The sequence below is a fragment of the Pseudomonas shirazensis genome (assembly GCF_050496565.1).
In the GTDB taxonomy this organism is placed as follows: Bacteria; Pseudomonadota; Gammaproteobacteria; order Pseudomonadales; family Pseudomonadaceae; genus Aquipseudomonas; species Aquipseudomonas shirazensis_A.
Genome location: NZ_JBNWAE010000004.1, coordinates 238,071 through 256,695, shown reverse-complemented (window position 1 = coordinate 256,695; position 18,625 = coordinate 238,071). Strand labels below are relative to the sequence as shown.

Here is an 18,625-nt window from a genome sequence, read left to right as displayed (position 1 = left end):
AGGTGTATTTAGGCCATCTCGTCATGTCTGGGCCGATTTCGGGCCATTTCGACTTACGGCGGCAGCTTCTCCAGCTCATCCCCAGTCCGAGGAAGAGCCGATCCATTTCGCGAAGGTAGGTATCAACATCTCGACGCTGCAGCTGTGCGGGTTGGCGATGAACGCGGTGTTCATCCCAGGCATCAGGTACATGGTTGCGCAGATGTGGAGGGTGTCGTACTGCCGACGTTCACGGATGACCAGCGCACTGAGCGCCGATTTGAAGGCGCGGATTGTAACACCTGACGCGCTGATCCACAGCCATCCTTTGCGCTGAACGAGCACGAAAGAGATAACCGGCTGAGCATCACTTGATCAGCCAGCCGGGCATATCCCCCAAGCTGTGCAACTGCTGCTGTGCAGTTACAGCGCCTGCGCCGCGTCTTCGAGGATCTGCGCAGTGCTGTCCCAACCCAGGCATCCGTCCGTGATGGAAACGCCGTATTGCAAAGGTTGCTTGCCCAGCGCCTGACAGCCATCGAACAGATGCCCTTCCAGCATCACGCCAACAATCGAATGATCCCCCGCCAACCGCTGTGCCACTACATCGCGCAGCACCGCTGGTTGCCGGGCCGGGTCCTTGCCGCTGTTGGCATGGCTGCAATCGACCACGATGCTGGGTGTGAGGCCGGCCTTGGCCAGGGCCTGCCGTGCCAGTGCGATACTGGTTGCATCGTAATTGGGACCGGCGTGACCACCGCGCAGGACCAGGTGCGTGTCGGGATTACCCAGCGTCTCGACGATCGCCGGGTGGCCTTGGGCATCCATACCGAAATGCCGATGCCCATGCATGGCGCTGCGCATGGCGTCGGTCGCCACCGTGATGCCACCATCGGTGCCGTTCTTGAACCCGACCGGCAACGGCAGGCCGCTGACCATCTCGCGGTGAATCTGCGACTCGGTGGTGCGTGCACCAATTGCCGCCCAGCTGAGCAGGTCATCGAAGTAACCGGCAGCCATCGGCTGCAGCAGCTCAGTGGCGATCGGCAAGCCGCGCTCGAGCATGCTCAGCATCAAGCCGCGGGACAGGGTGATACCGGCATGCATGTCATCGCTGCCGTCCAGGTGCGGGTCGTAGGCCAGGCCCTTCCAGCCGACGGTAGTGCGCGGCTTTTCGACGTAGGCGCGCATCACCAGCAGCAGCTTGTCGTCGACCTTGCGGCTGAGGGCGGCCAGGCGATCCGCGTACTCCAGTGCGGAGCGCGGGTCGTGGATCGAGCACGGGCCGACAATCACCAGCAGGCGCGAGTCACGGCCTTCGAGAATGGCGCGGATGGCTTGGCGGTGCTGCTGCACTTGCTGGGCAAGTTCTGGCGTGAGTGGCATCTGCTGCTTGAGCAGGTGCGGGCTGGGCAGGCGTTGGCTGACAGCGGAGTTGGCAGCAACAGGTTGGGTCAGGGGCAGGGCGAGGGTAGCGGCTTGCATAGTTGTATTTCCCTGGGCGGACAGCGGGTTCAGGCCCGCGCGGTCGCGCCCTATCGAGGTGTTCGACAAATCGTCAAATGCGGTTCTTGTGCGGCATCGCCACCGGAAATCGACCGAACGGAGGCGGCAGGCTGGCCCGAACGGGATTGGCTAAATCGCCAGGTATAGGTGGCGGCGCGGTAGGAAGTGCGGTAGTTCATGTTCAAATCCTCGATATGTTTGGTGTTTTTCAAAAGCCTGGAAACGCAAAACCCCCGGACGGGAAGCCGACCGGGGGTTGAGTATTCTCATGTTCGGCGGCCCCTCCAAGAGTGGGCGCCGTTGGGTATCAGCGGCGCCTAGTGGCTAAACCAATACCCAAAATAAACGGTGGAGACGACCGAACCAGGCACGACAGCCAGCAGCCGGCGCGCAGTGCGTGCGGTGCAGGTGGCAGTGTGGTGGTGGCTGTGGGTCATGTTGCACTCCAGTGATTGAGTCCGAGCTTACTGCACCTGCAACGGCGCATTCAATGGCTGAATGCGCTTTTTTTCGGTCAGCGGCGCAGGTAGGCGGTGAAGTCGATATCGCCGGCGCTGAGGATCGCCTGCACCCGGTTGTGCACATTCAATTTGCGCAGGATCGCCGAGACGTGAGCCTTGACCGTGGTCTCGGCAATGTCCAGGTGGTAGGCAATCTGCTTGTTCGATTCGCCTTTGGTCATCCGCTCAAGTACCAGCAGTTGCTTGCGGGTCAGCGCCTGCAGCAGCTCCGGGGCGAAGCTCTGCGCTTCGCTGACCGCGCGGCGGGTGCCGGGCTTCTGGGTGCGGATGATGTCCGGTGGCAAGTAGACGTTGCCATTGAGAATCTGCTCGATGGCGTCGGTCATCTGCGCCCGCGGCGAGGACTTGGTGATGAAGCCGACCGCGCCGTAGGTGATGGCTTGCAGCACCACCTGCTTGTCCTGCTCCGCCGAGACAATCACTACCGGAATGGTCGGCGCCTCGTTGCGCAGGTTCATCAAACCGCCCAGGCCGTGCATGCCGGGCATGTTCAGGTCGAGCAGGATCAGATCGAGGTCGTCGTTTTCGCAGGTCATCGCCAAAGCGCTGTCGAGGTCGGCGGTTTCCATCACCTCGCTGCCCGGAAACCCATCGGCAATCACGTTGTGCATGGCCTCGCGGAACAATGGGTGATCGTCGGCGATAAGAATCTTGTACATGGCTGTGCACCTTATTGTTGTATGTGTGCTCGCACGCAGGGGCAGTTCGCTTGGCAGCAGCCCTCGTTATGCCGCTATTAAGAGCCGGTAGCAAGGCTTTGTGAATGCGACCATCGCCATGCGAAGCAGTACCAAAGTAGTAGGTCTGGGCAGCAGCAGGGCTTCTAGCATGGAGGCTTGCACTGTACAGGAGGCACAAGGCATGGCCATTTTGCTGGTAGACGACCACCCGTTGCTGCGCGCCGGCATTACCGCGACCCTGGCCCAGGCACTGCCGCAGATGCCCTTGCTGCAGGCCAGCGATGGCGAGCAGGCGCTGGCCATGGTGCAGGCGCAGGTGCCGGGACTGGTGATCATGGATTTCGACCTGCCGGGCATCAGCGGCCTGGAAACCACCCGCCGTCTGCGCCAGCGCTTGCCACAGCTGCGCGTGCTGTTTCTCAGCGAACATGCGCAACTGAGCCTGGTGCGCCAGGCGTTGGCGGCTGGGGCTTGCGGCTTTCTGTCCAAGCAGGTCACCCCTGAAGTACTGGTCGAGGCGGTGCGCAAGGCCCTTAGCGGACATGCCTATATCGAGCAGGGCCTGGCGACCGCGTTGGCCTGTCAGCCCGCGCAGGCTGAGTCCGATTGCCTGCATGGCCTGACGCCGCGCGAGGCCGAGATCTTCCTGTTGCTGGCCAAGGGCACGGCGTTGCGCAGCATTGCTGCCCAGCTATGCATCAGCAGCAAGACCGTGTCCAATCACCTGACCTTGCTCAAGAGCAAGTTGCGCGTCAGCAGCCAGGCGGAGCTGGTCCACCTGGCATTGCGGGCAGGGCTGCTCAAGGCGGTCGCCTGAGTCGATCGGTTCACTTCCAGGTCTGCGGGCAGCCTTTGCAGCCTTCCATGTTGCTGTCCTGAAAGTTTGCATAGTGCTGACGGGTGCCGCGCAAGTCAGCGTTTTCCAGATTGCTTTCGCCAAGCTTGGCTTCCTGCAGATTGGCATCGGCCAGGCTTGCGCCCTTCAAGTCGGCTTTGCTCAGCCAGGTCATCTCCAGGTCAGCCGCCTGCAGCTTGGCGCCGTGCAGTTTGGCCCCGGACAGGCGTGCGAATTCCAGATAGGCCGCCGACAAATCGGCATTCTCAAAATTGGCGCCTTGCCCGTACATGCCCCAGGCCTGCACCGCGACCAGTGTTGCGTTCTGCAGTTGCGCCAGGCGCAGGTTGCTTTGCTGCAGGCTGGCCCGGGTCAGGTTGGCGCCGCGCAGGTCGGCTTTTTCCAGGTTGGCCAGGTCCAGCCGGGCGTGGCGCAGGTTGGCCTCGCGCAGGTCGGCGCCAGACAGATCGATCTTGCGCAGGTCCTGATTGCTCAGGTCGGCGCCGCGCAGGTTGGCGTTGGCGCACTTGCTTTCGGCGGCGATCACGCAGCCATTGATGGTCAGTGGGGCATCGTCCAGCTCATCGGCAACAACCGGGCTGAGCGCCAGAATCAACGCGAAGGGAAGGTAGTTCATGGTGGCTCCTCAGAGGAGGGCAGCGCCCTCTTTCACGGCGATTGGCCGCAGCCACCACCAACGCAAGAGGCGCTGGTGGGGCTGCAGCCAGGCAACTCAGCGCTGGGCTGTCTTGCTCTTGCTGTCCCAGGCCGGGATTTTGAACACCCAGAACGAGCCGCCCTGTGCCACAGGTTTGGTCAGCTCGGCCATGTCGCCACCCCACAGCGGCACCGCGCCACCGTAGCCGACTGTTACGCCGATGTACTGCTCACCGTCCTGGTCCCAGGTGATCGGCGGCGAGACGATGCCACTGCCGGTCTGGAATTTCCACAGCTCCTCGCCGGTCTTGGCGTTGAACGCCTTGAAGTAACCATCGCCGGTACCGGTGAAGACCAGGTTGCCTTTGGTTGCCAGCACGCCAGCCCAGAGCGGCAGGCGCTCCTTGTGCTCCCAGACCATCTTGCCGGTGGTCGGGTCCATCGCGCGCAGGGTGCCGACGTGGTCGTCATACATGCGCTTGATGCGGAAGCCCATGCCCAGGTACGCCGAGCCCTTCTTGTAGTTGACTTCTTCGGTCCAGTATTCCTCTTTCCACTGGTTGGCCGGCACGTAGAACAGCCCGGTGTCCTGGCTGTAGGCCATCGGGTTCCAGTTCTTGCCACCGAGGAACGGCGGCGACACTTCGACTGGCTTGCCCTTGGTCTGGCCTGGTTCAGGCTTGGCCGGGCGCTGACCTTCGTTTTCAACCGGGCGCCCGGTCTTGAGATCGATGTGGCTGGCCCAGGTGATGTTGTCGGCGAACGGGAAGGCGTTTTTCAGCTTGCCGTTGGTGCGGTCGACCACGTAGAAGAAGCCGTTGCGGTCAGCATGCGCGGTGGCTTTGAACTGCTTGCCGTCCTTGTCCTTGTAATCGAACAGGACCAGTTCGTTGTTGCCGGAGAAGTCCCAGGCATCGTTCGGCGTGTGCTGGTAGAACCACTTGACCTCGCCGGTGGTGGGGTCGACGCCGACCTGGCCGGAGGTGTACAGGCTGTCGTAGTCGTGCGGGTTGCCGTCCTTGGAGGTGCGCGCCCAGGTATTCCACGGGCCGGGGTTGCCGGCGCCGACGATGATGGTATTGGTTTCGGCATCGAAGCTGGCGCTCTGCCAAGGCGCGCCGCCACCGTGGCTCCAGGCCTCGACCTTGCCGGTTGGAGAGCTTGGATCATCCGGCCAGGACGGCGCTTTGACGTCGCCGGTCGGGGTGCTGTCCTTGCCGTTCAGGCGGCCCATGTGGCCTTCGACAAACGGCCGCATCCAGACTTCTTCGCCGGTGTCCGGGTCGCGTGCATACAGCTGGCCGACCACGCCGAATTCATCGCCCGAGCTGCCGTGAATCAGCAGCACCTTGCCGCTCTTCTGGTCTTTGACCAGGGTCGGTGCGCCGGTCATGGTGTAGCCGGCGCTGTGATCGCCGAACTTCTTGTTCCAGACCACCTTGCCCGTGTCCTTGTTCAGCGCCACCACCCGTGCATCGAGGGTGCCGAAGAAGATCTTGTCGCCATAGATGGCCGCGCCGCGGTTGACCACGTCACAGCAGGGGCGGATGTCGTCCGGCAGGCGGTGGTTGTAGGTCCACAGGCGCTTGCCGGTCTTGGCGTCGAGGGCAAATACCCGCGAGTAGGAGCCGGTGACGTAGATCACGCCGTCATTGATGATGGCCTGGGATTCCTGGCCGCGTTGCTTTTCGTCACCGAAAGAGAACGACCAGGCCGGGGTCAGTTTGAATACGTTCTGGTCATTGACCAGCGCCAGCGGGCTCCAGCGCTGGGCGTTGGTGCCCATGCCGTATTGCAGCACGTTGCCGGTGGTCTTGTGGTCGTCGGCGATATCTTCCCAGGTAACCGGCTTGGCCTGGGCAGCGCCGCCGCAGGCCAGGCTGGCCAGGAGCAGGGCGGCAGAAAGAGGCGAAAGCAGGGCGGGTAATGTTCTTGTTGTCATGGTGGAGTTCCCAGTGAGGTTGTGCCTGGCTAGCCTGGAACGCCGCCGCTGATCGAGATACGGAAAAAATCCCGGTCACTGCGGGAAATCTTCCCAGCCCGGACATGATTTGGCACTGCGCCGCAAGCGCTACTACCAAGGGATAAGGGCGCGACCCCCAAAGCAGCATGTGGCCGCTGGCACCGGCTTTCTAGGATGGTCGGGCCGCCTCCGTTCGAGAGGCGCAGCGTGCAACTTCAGCAGTCGAGGGCAGAACAATGACAACCCCTAAAAGCGCCTGGCACCTTTCCCTGTTGCTGGCTGGCCTGTGCGCCGCCGGTGGCAGCTTCGCCCACGGCAACGTGACGCCATCGGCGGTCAACACCGATGGGCTGGAGCCCTTGGGCAGCGAATGGCGTAGCGAAAATCCCTACCGCAACAGCAAGGATCATGACAAGGCGCTGTCGATTGGTGCGTCGGCCTATAACCAGAACTGCGCCGCGTGCCATGGCCTTGAGGCCAAGTCCGGTGGGATTGCGCCTGATCTGCGTATGCTCGATGAAGGCGCGGTCGGTGATGAGTGGTTCGTCGAGCGGGTGCGCAACGGCGCGGTGCGCGATGGCCGGGTGTATATGCCGAAGATGGCCGACTTCCTCAGCCAGGAAGCGTTGTGGGCGGTGCGCACGTATCTGGACAGCGTGCACGTAAGCGAGTGAATATTTTTATATTTGAGTACGTTGGGGCTGCTGTGCAGCCCTTTCGCGACACAAGGCCGCTCCTACAGAGACCGCGTACACATGGCTGACGCGGTCCCCGTAGGAGCGGCCTTGTGTCGCGAAAGGGGTGCGCAGCGCCCCCCTACGTACTCAACCAAGACACATCTCCAAAGGCCAACGCTTACAGCGGATAGTTCTTCAACTCCCGCGCAATCAACATCCGCTGAATTTCGCTCGACCCTTCATAGATCTGGGTAATCCGCGCATCGCGGTAGTACCGCTCGACCGGATAATCTTCCAGATACCCATAACCACCATGCACCTGAATCGCCATCGAGCAAACCCGCTCGGCCATTTCCGAAGCGAACAGCTTGGCCTGCGAAGCCTCTGACAGGCACGGCTTGCCCGCGCTGCGCAGGCGCGCCGCGTGCAGGATCAGCAAGCGCGTGGCATTGACCTGGACCTGCATGTCGGCGAGCAGGTTGGCGATGCTCTGGTGCTCGTTGATCGGCTTGCCGAACTGGATGCGGTCTCGCGAGTACACCAGTGCAGCTTCAAATGCCGCCCGGGCGATGCCCAGCGCCTGGGCGGCGATACCGATGCGGCCGCCTTCAAGGTTGGACAGTGCAATCGCCAGGCCCTTGCCGCGCTCACCGAGCATATTGGCTGCGGGGATGCGGCAGTTTTCGAGGCTTACGGCACAGGTGTCGGACGCGCGAATGCCCATCTTGTGTTCACTACGGTCAACCTTGAAACCAGGGTTGTCGGTCGGCACCAGAAACGCCGACAGGCCTTTCTTGCCCAGCTCCGGATCAGTTACCGCAAAGACGATAGCCAGCCCGGCGCGGCGGGCGTTGCTGACAAACTGCTTGCTGCCATTGATTACCCATTCGCCATCGATCAGTTCCGCCCGGGTGCGCAAGTTGTGCGCCTCGGACCCGGCCTGCGGTTCGGTCAGGCAGAAGCAGCCAATCACTTCGCCACTGGCCAGGCGCGGCAGCCAGTGCTGCTGTTGCTCAGCCGTGCCGTAGGCCAACAGCGGGCCGCAGCCCACCGAATTGTGAATGCTCATCAAGGCGCCGGTCGCACCGTCGCCAGCCGAAATCTCCTCGACCGCCAGGGCGTAAGCCACGTAGTCGGTGAAACTGCCGCCAAACTGCTCCGGCACGACCATGCCAAGCAAGCCCAGCTCACCCATCTTGCGCACCACGCCGTCATCGATCCAGGCGGCTTTTTCCCAGGCCTGGGCGTACGGAGCGATTTCGCCGCGGGCAAAATCGCGCGCCATGTCGCGGATCATGATCTGTTCTTCGTTCAGTTCCAGGTCTTGCATCTGCGTACTCCCAGGCTCACAGCCCTTCGAAGAATTGGTCGACCCGCGCCTGGTCCAGCTCTGCCAGGGTCGGCGGGTTCCAGCGGGGCTGCTTGTCCTTGTCGATGATCAGGGCGCGCACGCCCTCGATGATGTCGCCATGGGCGAACCACTGCCGGTCCAGGTGCAGCTCCATGGCAAAGCACGCCTCCAGGCCAAGTTTGCGCCCGCGCCGGAGCATCTCCAGGGTCACGGCCATGGCCAGCGGCGAGCGGCTTTGCAGCAGGTCGGCGGTGGCCAGCGCCCAGGCCTGGCTGTCGCCGATGCGCACCGTGCGCAGTTGTTCGATGATGCTGGCAAGGTCGGCCTGGGCGAAGTAATGGTCGATCACCGGGCGCAGCTTGGCCAGCGGCGCGTCGGCCAGTACCTGGGTGCCGAGGCGGGCCAGCGCGCCCTGCAGGTCCTTGAGTGGATGCTGACCGAAGCTGAGCTGGTCCAGGGCTTGATCGAGCTGGGCGAGCTTGTCGCTGCTCAGGTACCAGTTGGCCAGGCCGCAATACAAGGCATCGGCCGCCTGGATCTGGCAGCCGCTAACGCCCAGGTAGGTACCAAGTTCGCCCGGCACGCGGGACAGGAAGTAACTGCCGCCGACGTCCGGGAAGTAACCGATGGCGGTCTCCGGCATGCCCAACCGGCTGCGCTCGGTAACCACGCGCAGGTCGGCGCCTTGTGCCAGGCCCATGCCGCCGCCCAGCGTGAAGCCGTCCATCAGCACCAGGGTCGGTTTGGGGTAGTGATGGATGCACAGGTCGAGGGCGTACTCCTCGACGAAGAACGCTTCATGCAGGCTGCTGCCGGCTTTGAAGCTGTCGTACAGCGAGCGGATATCACCGCCGGCGCAGAAGCCTTTTGGCCCTTCACCACGCAGGACCACAGCCTGCACCTGCGGGTCGGCCGCCCAGGCGTCGAGCGCCTGCTGCAGGCTGCGCACCATGTCCAGGGTCAGCGCGTTGAGCCCGGCCGGGCGATTCAAGGTCAGGTGGCCAATCTGATTGCGGACTTCAGCCAGCACATGATCGGTGGATGAAATTCGAGCTTGCGCGGTCATCGCGATCTCCCTGCTTTGTTATTGATTTTCCAAGTGAAGTCTGGAGTGCACTGGAGGATGAAAAGATCCTGTCATGCAAATATGCCCTGCACAATCGACATATCTGCAGCAGCTGACTGCATGAATGTCTCATGTACCCACCTTGCGCACTAGGTACTGCCACTTTAGCCGAGTGCTCCAGCGGGAGCGGGTCGTAGTGCTTGCAGGCGCAAGCTACCCGGCACCGGCCAAGGAACCGGCCAATCGCCGCCAAGGCAGCGTAGGGCCGCGTGCGCGGGCTTTCGATAATCGCCTGGACACCTGTCCAACCGATTGCGGAGCGCGTCATGCACAACAACAATAACAACTCCCACCGCCGTATCCTGCCGCTGCTTGGCGGCCTTGCCAGCCTGGCCCTGACCCCGTTGGCGGGGGCCGAGATCATGCTCTATGACAAGGACCAGACGACCTTTTCCACCGACGGCTACATCAATGCCTTCTACGTCAACAGCGATATCGACCGCGCCGGCGAGCAATATGATCGGCGCCAGTCTCGGGTGAAGATGGGCTTTCTGCCCAATACCCTGGGCTTCAACATGACCCGCCAGATCGACGATCTCAAGCTGGGCGGGCGCGCCTCGTTCTGGGTCAGCATCAACGACAGTGAAACCAACGGCACCGACACGGCCATCGACGTGCGCCAGTTCTACGGCACGGTGGCCAACCCGGAGTGGGGCGAGGTGCTGATCGGCAAGGACTTCGGTTTGTTTGCCCGCTCCAACATCCTCCTCGATGAACTGCTCACCGGCTACGGCCAAGTCAGCGACACCCTCGGCCTGGTTGACGGCGGCGGGGTTTCGTTCGGCAACATCGGCAGCGGTTATCCCTATCCGTTCCCGACCTCGCAGATCACCTACCGCACACCGGTAATGGACGGCCTGCGCGTGGCCGTGGGGATCATGGACCCGGTCGACACCAACGACGATAGCGCGGTCGGCAAGGCCTATCAGGAGAATCCGCGCACCGAGAGCGAGATCACCTACCAGTTCGATCTGGGCGGCGCGAAGATCTACAGCTGGCTCAACGGCAGCTACCAGACCTCCGACAACACCGACAGCAACGTCGACTCAGTCACCTCCAAAGGCCTTGGCTACGGCGTGCAGGCCAAGATGGGTGCGTTCTCGCTGACAGGCTCGGGCTTCACTGCCAAAGGTATCAACCCGTTCTTCACCAACAATGCTGGCGAGGCGACCCTGCGTGAGGTCGACAGCCAGGGTTATCTGGTGCAGGGCTCGTACACCTTCGGCAAAAACCGCCTGGCGCTGTCGTATGGCAAGACCAAGGATGACGGCAACGGTGCAGTGAACACCGGCGCCGACTATGAAACCCGGGGCATTGCTCTGTTTCGCGAGATCAATGCCAACTTGAAACTGGTCGCCGAATACAACCAGTTCGAGATCGATGGCCATGAAGGCGATGCGCAAAACGAGGACACCGATACCTTGGCCCTGGGCGCTGTGCTGACCTGGTAAGCGGGCGGCTGGCGCGGCGGCATGCCGCTGCAATACGCTGGGGCATTTGTTGTATGCTCACAGGCATTGCCAGGGGATGCCGCGCCATGTTCACCAGTCTGCTGACGTTTCTGATCACCCTTGCCGCCATGGAAGGCGTTGCCTATCTGGCCCACAAGTACATCATGCATGGCTTTGGCTGGGGCTGGCACCGCTCGCACCACGAGCCGCGCCACGGACTGTTCGAAAAGAACGACCTGTACGCCGTGGTATTTGCCGGGCTGGCCATCACCCTGATCGCGTTGGGCACTGCCGGCTGGTATCCACTGCAGTGGATCGGTGCCGGCATGACCGGCTATGGCCTGCTCTACTTCATCGCCCATGACGGCCTGGTGCACCGGCGCTGGCCGCTGCGCATCGTGCCGCGCCATGGCTACCTCAAGCGCCTCTATCAGGCCCACCTGATGCACCATGCGGTGCAGGGCAAGGACGGCTGCGTGTCGTTTGGTTTTCTCTACTCGCCTACGGTTGAGCAGTTGAAGGCGCAGCTGCGTGCGCGTCATGGGGGGCCGTTGCGCGAGCAGCGAGTGGACGCTGCCAAAGCTGCAGCGCCCGTGGCGGATAGCGACGCCAGCCGCGGCTGAGGGCCTGCCACAGGCCACTGGCAACGGCGGCGAGCTTCTCGCCCTTGCTGGTCGACAGGCGCCCGTCCCAGGCGGCGTCACCCGCCGCCAGAATCTTCAGGCCGATGCGCCGATACACTGAACCCGCTGTTGCCACCGCCCAGGCTGAACGCCAGGGCAGGGCGCTCAGACCGGCCTGGGCGCTGGCATAGTAGGGCTCTGCCTGCTCCACCAGACGCGTGCCCATGCGTGCCACAGCGGGACGCTGGCGTGGGTCGGCAAGCTGTTCGGCAGTGATCGCAAACTCGTCCAGCCAGGCTTGCGGCAGATAGCAGCGGCCAACCTTGGCATCATCGACGATATCCCGAGCAATATTGGTCAGCTGCATGGCCAGGCCCAGGTCACAGGCGCGATCGAGCACGGCGTCATCACGTACGCCCATGACCCGCGCCATCATCAGGCCGACCACGCCGGCTACGTGGTAGCAATAACCCAGTGTCTGCTCTAGCGTCTGGTAGCGCTGGCCGGCGACGTCCTGCTCGAACCCCGCCAGCAGGTCGAACGCCTCGGCCTGCGGCACGCCATGGCGCCGGGCGACTTCGCGCAGTGCAGCAAAGGCGGGGTCGCTGACCGGCTGATCGGCGCAGGCAGCAGCCGTTTGCTGATACAGGCCGGCCAAGCGCTGGCGTGCTTCTTCAGTTTGCAGCACGCTAGCCTGATGGCCGGCCTGCTGGCCGTCGATCACGTCGTCGCAGTGGCGGCACCAGGCGTACAACAGCACCGCGCTGCGCCGGGTGACCGGGTCGAACAAGCGCGAGGCCGCGGCGAAGCTCTTCGAGCCGACGGCAATGCTGTGCTCGGCGTGGGCCAGCAGCTGCTCGTCGCCACTCATCGTTGCAGGTCCTCGAGCATCAAGCCTGCGGTGGCCTTGGCCGAGCCAATCACACCCGGCACGCCAGCGCCTGGGTGGGTGCCGGCGCCGACCAGGTACAGGTTGCTCACCTGCGCATCACGGTTATGCGGGCGGAACCAGGCACTTTGGGTGAGCACCGGCTCCAGCGAGAACGCCGAGCCCAGGTGGGCGTTGAGTTCGTCACGAAAATCGACCGGGGTGAAGCTGCGGCAGGTGACCAGGTCTTCGCGCAGCCCGGGGATGTAATAGCGCTCGAGGTAATCGAGGATCTTCTCCTGATAGCGTGGGCCTTCGACCGCCCAATCGACTGGCGCGTTGCCCAGGTGCGGCACTGGCGCGAGCACGTAATGACTGGAGCAGCCGTCTGGCGCCATGTCCGGGTCGGTCGCGCAGGGCGAGTGCAGATACAGCGAAAAGTCTTCCGGCAGGTTTGGGCCGTTGAAGATTTCCTGCACCAGCTCACGGTAGCGCGGGCCGAAGCACACGGTATGGTGACGCAGCTGCGGCTGCCGACGCTTGAGGCCGAAATGGACGACGAACAGTGAGTTGCTGAAGCGCTTGCTTTTCAACCGGCGCGCTTCGGACTGGCCGCGCCGGTGCGCGCCAAGCAGGTCGGCGTAGGTGTGCACCACATCGGCATTGGAGGCGATCGCATCGGCCGTCCAGTGGCGGCCGTCGCGGCTGCGCGCACCGGTCAGGCGGTCGCCCTGGCTATCGAAGCTGACCACGTCGGCGTTCAATTCGAGGGTGCCACCGAGGTCGGTAAACAACCGCGCCATGCCCTCGACCAGCGCGCCGGTGCCACCTTTGGCAAACCACACGCCCCACTCACGCTCCAAGGCGTGGATCAAGGTGTAGATGGCCGAGGTGGCGAACGGATTGCCGCCCACCAGCAAGGCATGGAACGAGAACACCTGGCGCAACTGCGGGTTGCGGATGTACTGCCCGACCATGCTGTAGACACTGCGCCAGGCCTGCAAACGGGCCAGTTGCGGGCCGGCATGGAGCATGTCGCGGAAGGTCAGGAACGGCACCGCACCCAGCTTGATATAGCCCTCTTCGAGGACTGCTCGAGAGTATTTCAAAAAGCTCTGATAACCGGCGACATCGGCCGGCTCCATCGCGTGGATCTGCTGCTCGAGCTCGGCTTGATCGTTGCTGTAGTCGAACTGCGTGCCGTCTTCCCAGCACAGCCGGTAGAACGGTGCGACCGGTAGCAGCTCGACGTAGTCAGCCATCGGCTTGCCGGCCAGCTCGAACAGCGCTTCGATTGCGGTGGGGTCGGTGATCACCGTCGGGCCTGCGTCAAAGGTAAAGCCCTGGTCGTGGTAGACGTAGGCACGCCCACCCGGCAAGTCGCGACGCTCCAGCAACGTGGTGTGAATCCCGGCCGCTTGCAGGCGAATGGCCAATGCCAGGCCGCCGAGGCCGGCACCGATCACCAGCGCGGTTTTGCCTTGGGTCATGACTGCTCCTTGAAATGCTGTGGAGAATGGCGCAACGCCGCCCGCAGCGCTTGGCCGACGGGGACTGGCGGTTTGCCCGAAAGAATGCGCAGGCGATCAGCCACGGAGCTCTGGCCTGCATAAAAGCGTGCGATCAAGCCTTCCGGCAGGCGATAGAAGCGCTGCATGACCTGCCAGCGCTGCTGCGCGCTGCCAGCAAGGAACAGCATGCGATTGAGCAGCCGATAAAAGCCCTGGCCGCGCCAGCGCTGCGCTAGATACGTGCCCATCGCCTGGTGCAGTTGCGCACTGCTGTCAAACGGCTGCAATGCGAGCCAATCGGCCAGGCGCACGGCCTCCGGCAGCGAATAACCGGTCGTACAGTGGCACAGCCCGGCGCGCAGCCCGGATGAGACCTGCCCGTGCTGCTGCGCCCACCAGGCCGGAAAGTCTTCTGCCAGGGTGATCGGCAAATCGCCTTGCTCTTCGCGCAGGCACTCGGCGACCTGCCAGCCGTGTTGACGCAGGTAGTCGTCGATATTGCTGCGCAACTGCGCCGCCGCTGGCGGGCTGTGGTCGACGTAGTGGGTGTCTTCGATCAGCAGGGTATCGGCGCTGAACGGCAACACGTAGACAAAGCGGTAGCCGTTGCCTTGGGCGACTCGAGCATCCATCAGGATCGGCGCTTGCAAGCCGTGGGTATGCTCCAGCCGCAGCACCTGGCCGAGAAACGCCTGGCGGCCAAGAACGCGGTGCGGGCTGGCCTCGGCGCCACGGCCATCGATGGTGACCCGCGCCTGTAGCACTTCGCCGCTGGCCAGGGTGACCTGTTCAGGCGCAAGCGAGGTGATCTGGCTGCCGGTGCGCAGGGCCGGCCCCAAGGCCTGGGTGATGACCTCGGCAAAGCGCTCGCTGGTGATGCTCGCATAGCCGCTGGCCAGGCGCCGCGACAAGTGCGGAAAGTGCACGTGGTAGGCCGGCCAGCGCTTGACCACCAACGGCTCCAGCCAACGCTGCTGAGCGTGCGTGAGGTCGGCATCATGGAACGACCAGGTATGGTTGCCGCCAAGGGTGGCGTCACGCTCCAGGCACAGCAGTTTCAGCTCAGGCCGCAGTTGGTTCAGGCGCCAGGCGATCAAGCCATTGGCCAGACCGCCACCGGCGAGGATCAGGTCGTAATGCATGGTGAATTCTCTGCCAGTACCGGTTGTTGGCTGCGCAGTGCAGCCTCGACGATGTCCGCCGCCTTCGCCGCGCCACCGGCCGTGGCCAGTTCGCGCTGCAGCGCAGTCAGCCTGGGCAGCGGTTCGCGCAGCAGGTGGGCGAGGGCGCTGCGGATGGCGCTGATACTGGCGCGCCGCGACAGCGCCACGCCCAGACGATGATAGGCAACCCGTGCCGCCACGCCCGGCTGATCGAATGCAATCGGCAGGACCAACAGCGGCGTGGCGGCAGCAATGGCATCCAGCACAGTATTGAGGCCGCCATGGCTGATGACCACATCGGCGCGCCGTACCGCCCACTGCTGGGGCGCGAAGTCGGTGACGAACGTGGCGCCCTGTTCCAGCAACAGCGCTTGCTGGGCCTGGTCGAGGCCGCCGCAGTGGGCGATCAGCAGCTGCACGTCGAGTGCCTTGCAAGCCTGGCTGATCTTGCTGAACAACTCGAAGCGATGGCCCTGCAGGGTGCCCAGGCTGGCAAATACCAAGGGCCGCGCCGGGTCCAGGGGCCAGTCGGCGGCGTCCTGCTGCGCCGCTACCCGCAGCGGCCCGACTGCATGAAAGTGCGCCGGCAATGCCTGGCGCGGGAAATCAAAGCTGGGCACGGTCTGGCTGATTTGCGCCAGCGGCGACAGCCATTCATGCAAACCCTCACGCTCGACCAGACCATGTTCGCGGCAGGCCTGGCGCAGCACCCGCCCCAGTGGCTGCATCAACCAGTCGAAGACCTCGGTGCTGCCGCGATACAGGCGCCGCTTGAAGCGGCTTTGGCCGTAGTCGAACGGCATCACCGGCAACGGTATGCCGGGTTCGCGGTTGATCGGCAGCGCGCAGGCGATGGATATCCAGGGAATGCCCGCCACTTCGGCTGCCAGTGCTCCGGCCGGCTCCATCTGGTCACAGAGCATGGCATCCACCTGCTGTGCGGCGAGCGCCGCGGGCAGGCAGGCGCAGAGCATCGCGCTGGTGCTCGCCAACTGGTCGATCAAACGGCGCAGGTGCATCGGCCCGCTGGGGATGGCGGCCAGGCGCAAGGTCTGTTCAAGGTGGTCTTCGGCAAGCTGCCCTTGGCCAACCGCAATAAAACTGATGCGTGGGTCGCTGAGCCAGCGCTGTGCGGCAGGCTGATGGAAAAAGCTCACACGGTGGCCGCGCTCGACCAGCTCCCCGGCCAGCGCCTGCAAGGCCTGGAAGTGGCTGGGGTAGGGCGGGGCGACCACCGCGAAGTGACTCATGACAGGTCCAGCCCGGCCGCCAGCAAGCGCGCCCGACGCAGCGCTGCCAGATCACGCGAGCCGGTGCAGAAGCACGCGACCCGCAACTGGCGAATGATGATCTCGAAGTGTTCGAGCACCGCCTCGGTGGACTCTGTCGCGGCCTGCAACACGCCAGCAGCCTGGCCGACCAGATCAGCGCCAAGGCGGATCGCCTTGGCCGCATCGATGCCGTCGCGAATACCGCCGGAGGCAATCAGCACGCTGTTGGGCAAGGCCCGGCGCAAGGTCTGCAAGCACAGAGGGGTCGGAATACCCCAGTCAGCGAAAGCCATGGCCACAGCGCGATCGGCGCGGGTGCCGGCACGCTCGGCTTCAACCGCTGCCCAACTGGTACCGCCGGTGCCGGCCACATCGATCACCTGCACACCGGCCTCGAGCAGGTCGCGGGCCACGCTTGGCGAGATCCCGGCGCCGACTTCCTTGATGATCACCGGCACCGGCAGCGCTGCAGTCAGCGCCGAGATCTGCGCCAGCACGCCGCGCCAGTCACGGTCACCTTCAGGCTGTACGGCTTCCTGCAGCGGGTTAAGGTGGATAATCAAGGCGCTGGCTTCGAGCATATCGACGGCGCGCCGGGCCAGGTCCAGGCCATCGGCTTCGCGCAGTTGCGCGGCGCCAAGGTTGGCCAGCAGCGGGATATCCGGGGCCAGCCTACGTAGCTCGCGGGTCAGGCCCTGGTCGTCGGCGCTGCGCAGGCTGACCCGCTGCGAGCCGACGCCCATGGCAATCCCCAGCGCCTGCGCAGCCTCGGCCAGATGGCGATTGATGCGTGTGGCGCGCTCGGCGCCACCGGTCATGGAGCTGATCAGCAGCGGTGCGCGCAATGGCATGCCCAGCAAGGAGCTGCTCAGGTCGATGCTGTCGAGGCACAGTTCAGGCAGGGCACAGTGCTCGAAACGGACTGCGGCCCAGCCGGCATCGGCATGCGCGGTGGTTTTGTCTGCGCCCAATACGATGTCAAGATGATCATCCTTGCGCTGGCTCAACACGCTTTTTTTCATTCCGGCTCCGCTGCCATTGAATCATTGGGTGAAAATCATGGCCTTACCTGTTACTTGTACAACGCTAGTAGCTTTGTACAGCTATGCTGGGAAACAGTACAGTTCTGGCAACGGCCCCTGATAGTCGTTCCGTCAACTCGCGGCCTAGACCGCACCACCGAAGAGGCCAGGATGACCACTATCGCCCGCACAACCTCGGCCACTGACGCCGACTTCGCTGTTTACCTTGCTCGCCTGCGGGCAGAGCTGGACAGCCGCCTCAGCGCGTTGCTGCCTGAGGTGGGTCACGAACGCGATCTGCTCGCGGCAGCCATGCGCGAAAGTGCCCTGGCGCCGGGTAAACGCCTGCGCCCGTTGCTGTTGCTGCTGACTACCGAGAGCCTGGGCGGTTGTAAGGCGGCGGCGTTGGATCTGGGCTGTGCGATCGAGATGGTGCACGCCGCCTCGCTGGTGCTCGACGACCTGCCTTGCATGGACAACGCCGCGTTGCGCCGTGGCCGCCCGACGTTGCACCTGGCGTTTGGCGAGGACGTGGCGATCCTTGCCGCCATCGCTTTGCTGTCGCGCGCGTTTGGCGTGGTGGCGGCGCTGAATACGGTCGAGCCTGAGCAGCGCAATCGCCTGATCGCGATCATGTCGCAGACCATCGGTGCTCATGGCCTGGTCAAAGGCCAGTTGCAAGACCTGCGCGAGGGTGCAACGGTACGCAGTGCCGAGCAGATCGCCGAGACCAATCAGCTCAAGACCGGCGTGCTGTTTGCCGCGATCATGGACATGGCGTGCCTGTTGGGTCATGCCCATGAAGGCGTGCGTCTGCCTCTGCAGCGTTTTGCCAGCGAGCTGGGCCAGGCCTTCCAGTTGCAGGATGATCTGCGCGATTGTGACCCGGATACCGGTAAGGACCTGGGCAAGGACGCCGGCAAGTCGACACTGTTTGCCCTGTGTGGCGAGACCCAGACGCGCCATCGCCTGCACAGCCACCTTGAGGCTGCCGAGCAGTGCCTGGAGCAGGTGTTTCTCGCCGAGCAGCCGATCGGTTGCCTGCTGCGTGCGGTGTTCGCCACTGTGCGCTCACCTTTGGCCCAATCAAACTTTTGCGCCAGCGTGCGATCTGCTGAAGTACAGGCAGATATCTCAAGGAGCACGCCATGACCGAGCACGACCCGCAACACACCGGCGACAAGGTGCCACGCCCACTGTCCTCCGAGCAGGCCCAGCAGGGGCAGCGCGTAGAAGGTCAGCCGCTGGAGCGGCCGGACCCGGATACCGAAACGATCGACAAGGTGATTACGCCCACTTCGATCAAGGAGCTGGAAGAGCAGACCGCGGAAATCGAGCGGCGCTTGCGTGAGGCGCGGGAGAAGGGTTTGTAAGTGATTTGTTTTTCTGGTTTGAGATAGCTGGGGCCGCTGCGCAGCCCT

The 18,625-nt window shown here is 63.7% G+C and carries 17 protein-coding genes and 1 pseudogene; 6 read left to right on the top strand and 12 right to left on the bottom strand.

Features of this window, described 5'->3' with window-relative positions; all coding sequences use genetic code 11:
* Positions 1-75 precede the first annotated feature (75 nt).
* From ACQZ2L_RS08705 to ACQZ2L_RS08695, 3 genes are all read right to left on the bottom strand, one after another.
* Positions 76-324, bottom strand: a complete 249-nt coding sequence (locus ACQZ2L_RS08705; RefSeq protein WP_430325668.1) for a hypothetical protein — start codon at positions 322-324, stop codon at positions 76-78.
* Between the two features lie 78 nt (positions 325-402).
* Positions 403-1,464, bottom strand: a complete 1,062-nt coding sequence (locus tag ACQZ2L_RS08700; RefSeq protein WP_430325667.1) for a 3-deoxy-7-phosphoheptulonate synthase — start codon at positions 1,462-1,464, stop codon at positions 403-405.
* Positions 1,465-1,999: 535 nt separating this feature from the next.
* On the bottom strand, positions 2,000-2,665 hold the full coding sequence (locus ACQZ2L_RS08695; protein WP_101319114.1) for a response regulator transcription factor: 666 nt from the start codon (positions 2,663-2,665) through the stop codon (positions 2,000-2,002).
* 202 nt (positions 2,666-2,867) lie between these two features.
* Here ACQZ2L_RS08695 and ACQZ2L_RS08690 point away from each other — a divergent pair, with 202 nt between their 5' ends.
* The gene (locus tag ACQZ2L_RS08690) at positions 2,868-3,503 is read left to right on the top strand and encodes a response regulator (protein ID WP_430325666.1); all 636 of its coding nucleotides are present in this window, start codon (positions 2,868-2,870) and stop codon (positions 3,501-3,503) included.
* Between the two features lie 10 nt (positions 3,504-3,513).
* On the opposite strand, the gene ACQZ2L_RS08685 is transcribed toward ACQZ2L_RS08690, so the two are convergent.
* Both ACQZ2L_RS08685 and exaA read right to left on the bottom strand, forming a co-directional pair.
* On the bottom strand, positions 3,514-4,158 hold the full coding sequence (locus tag ACQZ2L_RS08685; protein ID WP_314873380.1) for a pentapeptide repeat-containing protein: 645 nt from the start codon (positions 4,156-4,158) through the stop codon (positions 3,514-3,516).
* Positions 4,159-4,254: 96 nt separating this feature from the next.
* A complete protein-coding gene (gene exaA / locus ACQZ2L_RS08680; RefSeq protein ID WP_430325665.1) occupies positions 4,255-6,120 on the bottom strand; it encodes a quinoprotein ethanol dehydrogenase in 1,866 nt (621 codons plus the stop codon).
* 257 nt (positions 6,121-6,377) lie between these two features.
* On the opposite strand from exaA, the gene pedF reads away from it, so the two are divergent.
* Positions 6,378-6,815: a cytochrome c-550 PedF gene (gene pedF / locus ACQZ2L_RS08675; protein ID WP_181087847.1), complete on the top strand. Its 438-nt coding sequence runs from the start codon at positions 6,378-6,380 to the stop codon at positions 6,813-6,815.
* Positions 6,816-6,996: 181 nt separating this feature from the next.
* Here the strand turns inward: pedF and ACQZ2L_RS08670 are convergent, their stop codons facing one another.
* Both ACQZ2L_RS08670 and ACQZ2L_RS08665 read right to left on the bottom strand, forming a co-directional pair.
* Complete coding sequence (locus ACQZ2L_RS08670) at positions 6,997-8,148, bottom strand: acyl-CoA dehydrogenase family protein (RefSeq protein ID WP_430325664.1); 1,152 nt, start codon at positions 8,146-8,148, stop codon at positions 6,997-6,999.
* Positions 8,149-8,164: 16 nt separating this feature from the next.
* The gene (locus ACQZ2L_RS08665; RefSeq protein WP_430325663.1) at positions 8,165-9,235 is read right to left on the bottom strand and encodes an enoyl-CoA hydratase/isomerase family protein; all 1,071 of its coding nucleotides are present in this window, start codon (positions 9,233-9,235) and stop codon (positions 8,165-8,167) included.
* A gap of 326 nt (positions 9,236-9,561) precedes the next feature.
* On the opposite strand from ACQZ2L_RS08665, the gene ACQZ2L_RS08660 reads away from it, so the two are divergent.
* Both ACQZ2L_RS08660 and ACQZ2L_RS08655 read left to right on the top strand, forming a co-directional pair.
* Positions 9,562-10,746: a porin gene (locus ACQZ2L_RS08660; RefSeq protein WP_430325662.1), complete on the top strand. Its 1,185-nt coding sequence runs from the start codon at positions 9,562-9,564 to the stop codon at positions 10,744-10,746.
* An 86-nt stretch (positions 10,747-10,832) separates the two neighbouring features.
* Entirely contained in the window at positions 10,833-11,369 is a 537-nt protein-coding gene (locus ACQZ2L_RS08655) for a sterol desaturase family protein (RefSeq protein WP_314873366.1), read from the top strand.
* On the opposite strand, the pseudogene ACQZ2L_RS08650 reads toward ACQZ2L_RS08655, so the two are convergent.
* From ACQZ2L_RS08650 to fni, 5 genes and pseudogenes are all read right to left on the bottom strand, one after another.
* A pseudogene (locus ACQZ2L_RS08650) lies at positions 11,314-12,240 on the bottom strand (phytoene/squalene synthase family protein); the annotation flags it as partial. The gene ACQZ2L_RS08655 and the pseudogene ACQZ2L_RS08650 sit on opposite strands and share 56 nt — an antisense overlap.
* The gene (locus ACQZ2L_RS08645) at positions 12,237-13,727 is read right to left on the bottom strand and encodes a phytoene desaturase (RefSeq protein WP_430325661.1); all 1,491 of its coding nucleotides are present in this window, start codon (positions 13,725-13,727) and stop codon (positions 12,237-12,239) included. The pseudogene ACQZ2L_RS08650 and the gene ACQZ2L_RS08645, both read right to left, overlap by 4 nt.
* The gene (gene crtY, locus ACQZ2L_RS08640) at positions 13,724-14,890 is read right to left on the bottom strand and encodes a lycopene beta-cyclase CrtY (protein ID WP_430325660.1); all 1,167 of its coding nucleotides are present in this window, start codon (positions 14,888-14,890) and stop codon (positions 13,724-13,726) included. The genes ACQZ2L_RS08645 and crtY overlap by 4 nt, the downstream gene beginning before the upstream one ends.
* Positions 14,875-16,161 carry a glycosyltransferase gene (locus ACQZ2L_RS08635; RefSeq protein WP_430325659.1) on the bottom strand — a complete coding sequence of 429 codons (1,287 nt, stop codon included), beginning with the start codon at positions 16,159-16,161 and terminating at the stop codon, positions 14,875-14,877. Before ACQZ2L_RS08635 ends, crtY begins: the two co-directional genes overlap by 16 nt.
* Positions 16,158-17,204, bottom strand: coding sequence for a type 2 isopentenyl-diphosphate Delta-isomerase (fni, locus tag ACQZ2L_RS08630; protein ID WP_430325658.1), 1,047 nt, complete (start codon positions 17,202-17,204; stop codon positions 16,158-16,160). The genes ACQZ2L_RS08635 and fni overlap by 4 nt, the downstream gene beginning before the upstream one ends.
* Positions 17,205-17,375: 171 nt before the next feature.
* On the opposite strand from fni, the gene ACQZ2L_RS08625 reads away from it, so the two are divergent.
* Complete coding sequence (locus ACQZ2L_RS08625) at positions 17,376-18,356, top strand: polyprenyl synthetase family protein (RefSeq protein WP_430325657.1); 981 nt, start codon at positions 17,376-17,378, stop codon at positions 18,354-18,356.
* Positions 18,353-18,577: a hypothetical protein gene (locus tag ACQZ2L_RS08620; protein WP_430325656.1), complete on the top strand. Its 225-nt coding sequence runs from the start codon at positions 18,353-18,355 to the stop codon at positions 18,575-18,577. Before ACQZ2L_RS08625 ends, ACQZ2L_RS08620 begins: the two co-directional genes overlap by 4 nt.
* Positions 18,578-18,625: the final 48 nt, after the last annotated feature.

Bases quoted from the DNA above. Each gene is read 5' to 3' on its own strand.
- ACQZ2L_RS08700 (WP_430325667.1), bottom strand. From the start codon at position 1,464: ATGCAAGCCGCTACCCTCGCCCTGCCCCTGACCCAACCTGTTGCTGCC.
- ACQZ2L_RS08695 (WP_101319114.1), bottom strand. From the start codon at position 2,665: ATGTACAAGATTCTTATCGCCGACGATCACCCATTGTTCCGCGAGGCC.
- ACQZ2L_RS08690 (WP_430325666.1), top strand. From the start codon at position 2,868: ATGGCCATTTTGCTGGTAGACGACCACCCGTTGCTGCGCGCCGGCATT.
- ACQZ2L_RS08685 (WP_314873380.1), bottom strand. From the start codon at position 4,158: ATGAACTACCTTCCCTTCGCGTTGATTCTGGCGCTCAGCCCGGTTGTT.
- exaA (WP_430325665.1), bottom strand. From the start codon at position 6,120: ATGACAACAAGAACATTACCCGCCCTGCTTTCGCCTCTTTCTGCCGCC.
- pedF (WP_181087847.1), top strand. From the start codon at position 6,378: ATGACAACCCCTAAAAGCGCCTGGCACCTTTCCCTGTTGCTGGCTGGC.
- ACQZ2L_RS08670 (WP_430325664.1), bottom strand. From the start codon at position 8,148: ATGCAAGACCTGGAACTGAACGAAGAACAGATCATGATCCGCGACATG.
- ACQZ2L_RS08665 (WP_430325663.1), bottom strand. From the start codon at position 9,235: ATGACCGCGCAAGCTCGAATTTCATCCACCGATCATGTGCTGGCTGAA.
- ACQZ2L_RS08660 (WP_430325662.1), top strand. From the start codon at position 9,562: ATGCACAACAACAATAACAACTCCCACCGCCGTATCCTGCCGCTGCTT.
- ACQZ2L_RS08655 (WP_314873366.1), top strand. From the start codon at position 10,833: ATGTTCACCAGTCTGCTGACGTTTCTGATCACCCTTGCCGCCATGGAA.
- ACQZ2L_RS08645 (WP_430325661.1), bottom strand. From the start codon at position 13,727: ATGACCCAAGGCAAAACCGCGCTGGTGATCGGTGCCGGCCTCGGCGGC.
- crtY (WP_430325660.1), bottom strand. From the start codon at position 14,890: ATGCATTACGACCTGATCCTCGCCGGTGGCGGTCTGGCCAATGGCTTG.
- ACQZ2L_RS08635 (WP_430325659.1), bottom strand. From the start codon at position 16,161: ATGAGTCACTTCGCGGTGGTCGCCCCGCCCTACCCCAGCCACTTCCAG.
- fni (WP_430325658.1), bottom strand. From the start codon at position 17,204: ATGAAAAAAAGCGTGTTGAGCCAGCGCAAGGATGATCATCTTGACATC.
- ACQZ2L_RS08625 (WP_430325657.1), top strand. From the start codon at position 17,376: ATGACCACTATCGCCCGCACAACCTCGGCCACTGACGCCGACTTCGCT.
- ACQZ2L_RS08620 (WP_430325656.1), top strand. From the start codon at position 18,353: ATGACCGAGCACGACCCGCAACACACCGGCGACAAGGTGCCACGCCCA.